The following is a 6,680-nucleotide window of genomic DNA, read 5'->3' as shown; positions in this document are numbered from 1 at the left end:
ACTAATGGACGGGCTCCAACCTTCGGCACCAAGGAGGCCCGACGTCATCCGGGTGACCACGGACATTTTCCGTCGCCCCATGTGGCCGGCGGACGCCGGCCCCGGTCACTAATGAGTTCTGGGAGCCAGCCATCCGGCAGACTCTGGGCGGTAGCCGCTGGCAGGTCACGCCGGAGCTGGGCGGGGCCGAGCTGCCGCTGCGCCAGCTCGGCCCCGCCCGCTGACCCCGTCTCCTGACCGCCGGGTGGTCCCGCGGGTTGCGCGAGGTCACCCGGCGGTCAGCCGGTCACTGCCCTGACTGCCAGCCCGGGTCACCCGTCCTGGCGCCAGCCGGGCGTCATCGCCCCTGGTCGCCGCTGCCCTGCTGCTGACCAGTGGGCCGTACGGGACGTCCGGTCTGGCCGCCCTGCCCGGTCGCGGCGCCGCTCTGGGGCTGCTGCTGGCCTGGCAGGAGCAGCCCGGGGATCTGGCCCGTCCCCTGACCACCGCCGGCGCCCGGTAGCAGGTCCTGCGGGTTGGGCAGTGTGGGTGTGGGTGCGGCCGGGACGCTACCGGGGTTCATCAGCCGGCCGCCCTTCGTGCCCCGCGCGGTCGCCGGGTCCGCGGCGGGCAGCGGCTGCACCGGCTGGCCGGCCAGCGCCCCGCGCATCGACTGCCCGAAGATCATCGCGGGCAGGTCGCCGCCGTACACATGCGCCCAGTCCTGCCTGCCGATGCGGACGTTGCGCAGTGGGTGGGTCTCCGCTCCGTTCGGGTCGCCGACCGCGACCGCGGCCGCGATCTGCGGGGTGTAGCCCACGAACCAGGCGCTGGAGAACCCGTCGTTGGTGCCCGTCTTCCCCGCCGCGGGGTGGTTGAAGCGGGCGTTTCCGCCTGTTCCGTTGGTGAGGACCCCGGCCAGGATGCTCGTCACGGTGTCCGCGACCCCCTGCGACAGCACCCGCTCGCACTTCGGGGTGACTCCGACGTCGAGTGCCTGGCCGGCCGAGTCGACGATCGAGGACGCGAACCGCGGGTCACACCGGATGCCGCCGGCCGCCAGGGTGGAGTAGGCGACGGCCATGTCCATCGGGGTCACGTACTCGCCGCCGATGGTCACATCACCCTTGGTCGACGGGATGTCCTTGAGGTGGTCGGGGGAGACTCCGAGCCGGGTGGCCATCTCGACGACCGCCGGCACCCCGACCTCCTCCTCCAGCTGGATGAAGTAGGTGTTGACCGAGTCCCAGGTCGCCTTGCCCATGTCGTAGATGCCGGCCTCGGCGGGGTCTGCGTTCTGGTAGCCCTTCCGGCATTCGCCGGTGCGGCGCTCCAGGGGGAAGGCGGGGGTCTCGTAGCAGGCCGGCGAGTAGTAGGCCGTTCTCACGCCGTAACCCTGCTCCAATGCCGCCGCCAGGGTGAACGTCTTGAACGTCGACCCAGGTTGGAAGGGGGGCCCATCGGGCTTGTCCAGGGTCGGCAGCGGTACCACCGTCTGGTTGGCGGCGACATCGGTCCCGTAGGTGCGGTTGACCGCCATGCCGAGAATCGCGCCGGTTCCGGGCTGGATGACCACCTCGGTCGCCGACACCCGGCTGTCCCGCGGGATCGTCGAGTCGACCGCCGTCTGCGCCGCGTTCTGCACCTGTGGGTTGAGCGTTGTCTGAATGGTGAGGCCGCCCTCGTAGATGCGGCGCTCCCGCTCCTCCGCCGTCGCGCCGAGTGCCGGGCTGGCACGCAGCTGAGCGCGGACGTAGTCGCAGAAGAACGGCGCGGAGGAGGCCACGCAGGAGTCCTGCGCCCTCGGCTGGTCGCGGATGACCTCGATTGGGATCTGCCGGGCCGCGTCCGCCTGCGTGCGGCTGATGTAGTTCTCGTCCGCCATCCGGGTGAGCACCATGTTGCGGCGATCCCTCGCGGCATCCGGGTGGTTCACCGGGTCGTAGCGGGACGGGCTCTGCACCAGCCCGGCCAGCAGCGCCGCCTGCTCGAGCGAGACCTGCGAGATCGGGATGCCGAAGTAGTGCAGGGCGGCGGTCCCCACCCCGTAGGCCCCGTCGCCGAAGTAGGCGATGTTCAGGTACCGCTCGAGGATCTCGTCCTTGGTGAACCGCTGCTCGATCGCGACGGCGTACCGCAGCTCGCGCAGCTTGCGGTCCAGTGAGTCGCCGGCGACGGCATCGCGCTCCTCCTCGGTGGTGACGTCCTGCAACAGCACGTTCTTCACGTACTGCTGGGTGAGCGTCGAACCACCCTGGGTGGTCGTGCCGGCCTCGCTGTTGCGGGCGGCGGCGCGCAGGACGCCCTGCGGGTCGACCCCGTTGTGCTCGTAGAACCGGGCGTCCTCGATCGCGACGATCGCCTCGCGCATGATCTTCGGGATCTCGTCGCCCTTGACGGTCTGCCGGTTCTCGGCGCCGCGCAGCACCGCGATCTCGGACCCGTCCGCCGCCAGGATCCGGGATCTCTCCGGCAGCGGCGGGGTGATGAGGTTGGAGGGCAGTTCCAGGAAGTGGTCGGCGGACGCCTTCGCGAACAGGCCGGCGGCGGCCCAGAACGGCAGCGCGAGCAGCCCGACGACGACCCCCATCGCGCCCACGACGAGCCCGATGCGGGTGAGCTGGCGGCGACGGTCGACGGGGCGGCGGATCCCGCCCGTCGGCGGCCCGAACGGCAGGTCCTCGGGGGAGCCGGCCCGCGCCGGCCCCGATGCCGCGAACCGACGGCTCGGTGGACGCACGGCGAATTTGCCCCCTGGGTGCAGACCCGGCACCAGGGCACCTCTGCCAGACCCCCTCCCGGCGCCGGACCCGGACCGGGCGCCGGCGCGTCGCCCGGAGCTGGCGGCTCTCCCGGCGCGGGAACCGTTGCCAGCACTCGCGCCCGTGCCGCTACCCGTACCGGCGCGGCTGCCTGTGGAAGGGCCGTTGCCCGGGTCGGAGTCCGAGCCCGCGCCTGCACCGGTGTCCGTGCCGTCGCCGTTGCCGGCCCGGCCGGGCTCGTCGGCGTAGGCGATGCCTCCGTGTGACCCGCCCATGTCTGCCTGCCTCCGACCTGTGCCGGGGTCCCGTGGGTCCTGCTGCCGGCCGGCACGGCCGGACGCGGCTTCACCGCGGACCGGGGATGCCGACTCCCGTCGCTGCGACGTCGTTGTCACCCCCCAATGTGGGCCCGACCAGGAGGGCCGGAGCTCGATCTGGCGGACCCGTCAAGCATGCGTGACCGCGCGCCGAGCTGCTCACCCGGCCCTCGGAAGGTCATTGAACGCGTGCCGTCACATGACTCGGGGCGAAAGAGGCGGTTCGTCGCGATCACCCCGGAGGGTCCCGCGGTTCAGACGCTAGACGAGCCCGGGCCGGGGCGACCAGCCGGGCTGGGCGGGCTCCCGCCGCTGTTGACCTCACCCACGCGGGCCACCCCCGGAACCCACGGGTTGCCATACCGGGTGGGGGATGGCCGGCGCCGCGCGTACCGGATCCGGGCCGTGCGCCGCCTGCTGCACGGACGTCAGACGCAGGTAGGCGCGGCGGGTCCGCTCGCCGAGCACTGCGGAGAGGATGGCCCAGCCGGGCGCCCCGGGCGGCGGTGGCGGCACGACGACGGCGGTGATCTCCCGGACGAGCTCCGTGCCGAGGCGCTCGCGGGACTCGTCCGACAGCTGGTGGGTGCGCGCGAGGAAGCTGCGGGCCCGCAGCGCCAGGCCGTCGTCGACACCGGCCAGGTCCAGCAGTGCGGCCCAGCCGACCAGCTGCGGCGGGATGGTCGGCGGCGCCCCGGCGACCCGCGGCACCTTCACCTGGAGGACCACCGTGCCGGCGAAGACGTCACCGAGCCGCTTCGACCGGCTGGACACGACCATGCAGATGATCGCCGGCAGGCCGAGGAGCAGGCCGGGCCGCTCGCAGACGACGCCGATCAGCCCACGGGTCAGCGCGTGCCGGAACCGGATCGGGCCACCGTCGTCGCGGACGACCCGCAGGCCCAGCGCCATCTTGCCGAGGGTGCGCCCGCGCAGGAACGTCTCGCAGGCCACCGGATAGCCGAGCAGGATGCCCACGTAGACGATCAGGAACAGGGCGGTGGCGAGCGCCTCGTCCTCGGGCTGCACGCCGAGGAAGGTGACGACCAGCAGCCCCGCCAGGGCGCAGCCCTGGATCGCCAGATCGATCAGCCCGGAGACCATGCGTGAGCCCAGCCGGGCGACCCGCAGGTCGATGGCGACGGCCTCGCCCGTGACCAGCTGCGCCGTGCCGGCGGCGGCCTGGCTCACCGGCCGTGCCCCGGGCCTGTCGGCCGCTGGTGCGTCATGTCCGTCCTCTGTCCTGTCCGCTGCCCCGTTCTGGAAGAGTAGTGGGTGTCATGGATCTCGATGCGTATGTCGCCGTCCACCGTCCGGAGTGGGAGCGGTTGGGCCACCTTGTGGACCGCGCCACCCGGCCGCGGCGGATGGCGGCCGCGGAGCTCGACGAACTCGTCGAGCTGTACCAGCGGGCGGCGACCCACCTGTCGGTGATCCGGGGCCGTTCCTACGACCCGGCCCTCGTCGACGACCTGGCGAGCCTGGTCATCCGGGCGCGGGCCGCCGTCGTCGGCGCTCCGGACCGCGGCTGGCACGTCGTGGGCCGGTACTTCACCGTGACCTTCCCGGCCGCCGTCTACGCCCGCTGGCGCTGGGTGGTCGCGACAACGCTGGTCTCGCTCCTGCTCGCCCTCGCCGCCGCACTCTGGATCATTAACGACGCGCAGGCGCGGGGCAGCCTCATCCCGCCCGACGACGTGGCCGCGCTGTGCAACTCCGAGTTCGCCTCCTACTACTCCGAGCACCCGGCCTCGTCGTTCGCCAGCCAGGTCTGGACGAACAACGCCTGGGTGGCGGCCCAGGCGGTGGCGCTCGGGGCGCTGCTCGGCCTGCCGACGATCGCCGTCCTGGCGGCGAACTCCCTGAACCTGGGCCTCGTCGGCGGCTACATGGCCGGCTGCGGGGAGAGCGACCAGTTCTTCTCGCTGATCCTGCCGCACGGGCTGCTGGAGCTCACCGTGGTCTTCGTGGCCGGTGCGGTCGGCCTGAGACTGGGCTGGGCGATCATCGCGCCGGGGCCGCGGCGGCGGCTGGAGGCCCTGGCCGCCGAGGGGCGGGCCGCAGTGGCCATCGTGCTGGGGCTGGCGGTCGCGCTGGGCCTGTCCGGCGTGATCGAGGCGTTCGTGACACCGTCCTCGCTGCCGGCCGCGGTCCGCATCGGCATCGGGGTCCTGGCCTGGGGTGGCTTCGTGGCCTACGTGTGGGTCTACGGCAGCCGGGCGGTCGCCGCCGGCGAGACCGGCGACCTGGACGCCGCGCTCGCCGCGGACCTCGCGCCCGTCGCCGCCTGAACCGCGCCCGGCCCTGTCGGCCGGCGTGCCTACAACCTGCCGCGCGCCTTCAGCGTGAGGTACGTGTCGGTGACCACCGCCGCATAGCCCGCGGGGGGGACGTCCACGACCTCGACCCCACGCCGGCGTAGCAGCGCGGTCAGCTCACGCCTGCGCAGCAGCGTCTGCTCCGCCGCAGCCGCCGCGTACACCTGCCCGACGTCGTCGTGCCCGGCGGCGAGCTCGTCCAGCCTGGGGTCGCGCAGCGCGGCCACCAGCACCGTGTGCCGGCTGGTCAGAGTGGGGAGCGCGGGCAGCAGGCCCTCCTCGATCACCGCCGGCACCAGATCGGTGAAGATCACAATCAGGGCACGGCGGGACGACGCGCGCAGCACCGCGGACGCCATGCCGTCGTGGTCGGCCTCGACCAGCGCCGGCTCCAGGGTGGCCATCGCCTCGCTCATGCGGGCCAGCAGACCGTGGTCCCGCGTGTGCGGCAGGGAGATCCGGGTGGTGCTGTCGTAGGCGGTCAGGCCGACCCGGTCGCCAGCCCGCAGCGCGACGGCGGTGAGCAGGAGCGCGGCGTCCATCGCATGGTCCAGACGGGGAACGTCACCGACCCGCCCGGCAGACGTCCGGCCGGAGTCGAGGACGCAGAGGACCCGGCGGTCCCGCTCCGGTCGGAACGTGCGGACGACCACCGCGCCGTGGTGACGCGCGGTCACCCGCCAGTCGATGGTCCGCACGTCGTCGCCCACCACGTACTCGCGCAGGCTGTCGAACTCCGAGCCTGCGCCGCCGCCGCGCAGCGCCACCTCGCCCGTCACCTCGCGCAGCCGGGCCAGCGCGGCCGGGAGATGGCGGCGGGAGGCGAACGGCGGCAGCATCCGGAGCCGCCACGGCGCGTGATGCCGGCCCTGGCGGCCGGCCAGGCCCAGCGGGCCCAGCGAACGGACCGTGATCCGCACCGGTGCCCGGTCCCCGCGCCGTGTGGGGCGCAGCACCGTCTCCAGGAAACGCCGCTCACCGGCGGGCACCGTCACCGTGTGGACCCGCGGGCGGGCACCCGCCGAGGGCACCCATCCGTCCCGGATGCGGGCCCGTACGGTTCGGCGGCCGCCGTTGGTGACGGTGAACCCGAGCGTCACCGGCTGCCCCAGCCGGGCGGACGTCGGCCCGGACCGGCTGAACGTGCAGGCGCGCACCGCGCCCGCGAGACAGAGGTCGGCGATGATCAGCACACCGATCACCAGGTTCACGACCAGGAAGGCGGCGCCCGACGCGGGGGAGACGACCAGGACCGCGATGCCCAGCGCGACCAGCGCCACGGCGCGGCCGGTGATAGCCACCGC

At 73.5% G+C, this 6,680-nt stretch carries 4 protein-coding genes; 1 reads left to right on the top strand and 3 read right to left on the bottom strand.

Going from position 1 to position 6,680, the window contains the following annotated elements; translation table 11 throughout:
• Positions 1–337: 337 nt before the first annotated feature.
• Both CC117_RS31790 and CC117_RS31785 read right to left on the bottom strand, forming a co-directional pair.
• Entirely contained in the window at positions 338–2,719 is a 2,382-nt protein-coding gene (locus tag CC117_RS31790; RefSeq protein ID WP_241830593.1) for a transglycosylase domain-containing protein, read from the bottom strand.
• Positions 2,720–3,379: 660 nt separating this feature from the next.
• The gene (locus CC117_RS31785; RefSeq protein ID WP_084133086.1) at positions 3,380–4,249 is read right to left on the bottom strand and encodes an RDD family protein; all 870 of its coding nucleotides are present in this window, start codon (positions 4,247–4,249) and stop codon (positions 3,380–3,382) included.
• An 89-nt stretch (positions 4,250–4,338) separates the two neighbouring features.
• Here CC117_RS31785 and CC117_RS31780 point away from each other — a divergent pair, with 89 nt between their 5' ends.
• Positions 4,339–5,349, top strand: coding sequence for a stage II sporulation protein M (locus CC117_RS31780; RefSeq protein ID WP_071091506.1), 1,011 nt, complete (start codon positions 4,339–4,341; stop codon positions 5,347–5,349).
• A 29-nt stretch (positions 5,350–5,378) separates the two neighbouring features.
• Here the strand turns inward: CC117_RS31780 and CC117_RS31775 are convergent, their stop codons facing one another.
• On the bottom strand, positions 5,379–6,677 hold the full coding sequence (locus tag CC117_RS31775) for a DUF58 domain-containing protein (protein WP_071091500.1): 1,299 nt from the start codon (positions 6,675–6,677) through the stop codon (positions 5,379–5,381).
• Positions 6,678–6,680 lie beyond the last annotated feature (3 nt).

The sequence above is a fragment of the Parafrankia colletiae genome, from assembly GCF_001854655.1.
Taxonomy (GTDB): Bacteria; Actinomycetota; Actinomycetes; order Frankiales; family Frankiaceae; genus Parafrankia; species Parafrankia colletiae.
The sequence above is the reverse complement of the archived record's forward strand: the minus strand, read 5'-3'. Positions and strand labels throughout refer to the sequence as shown.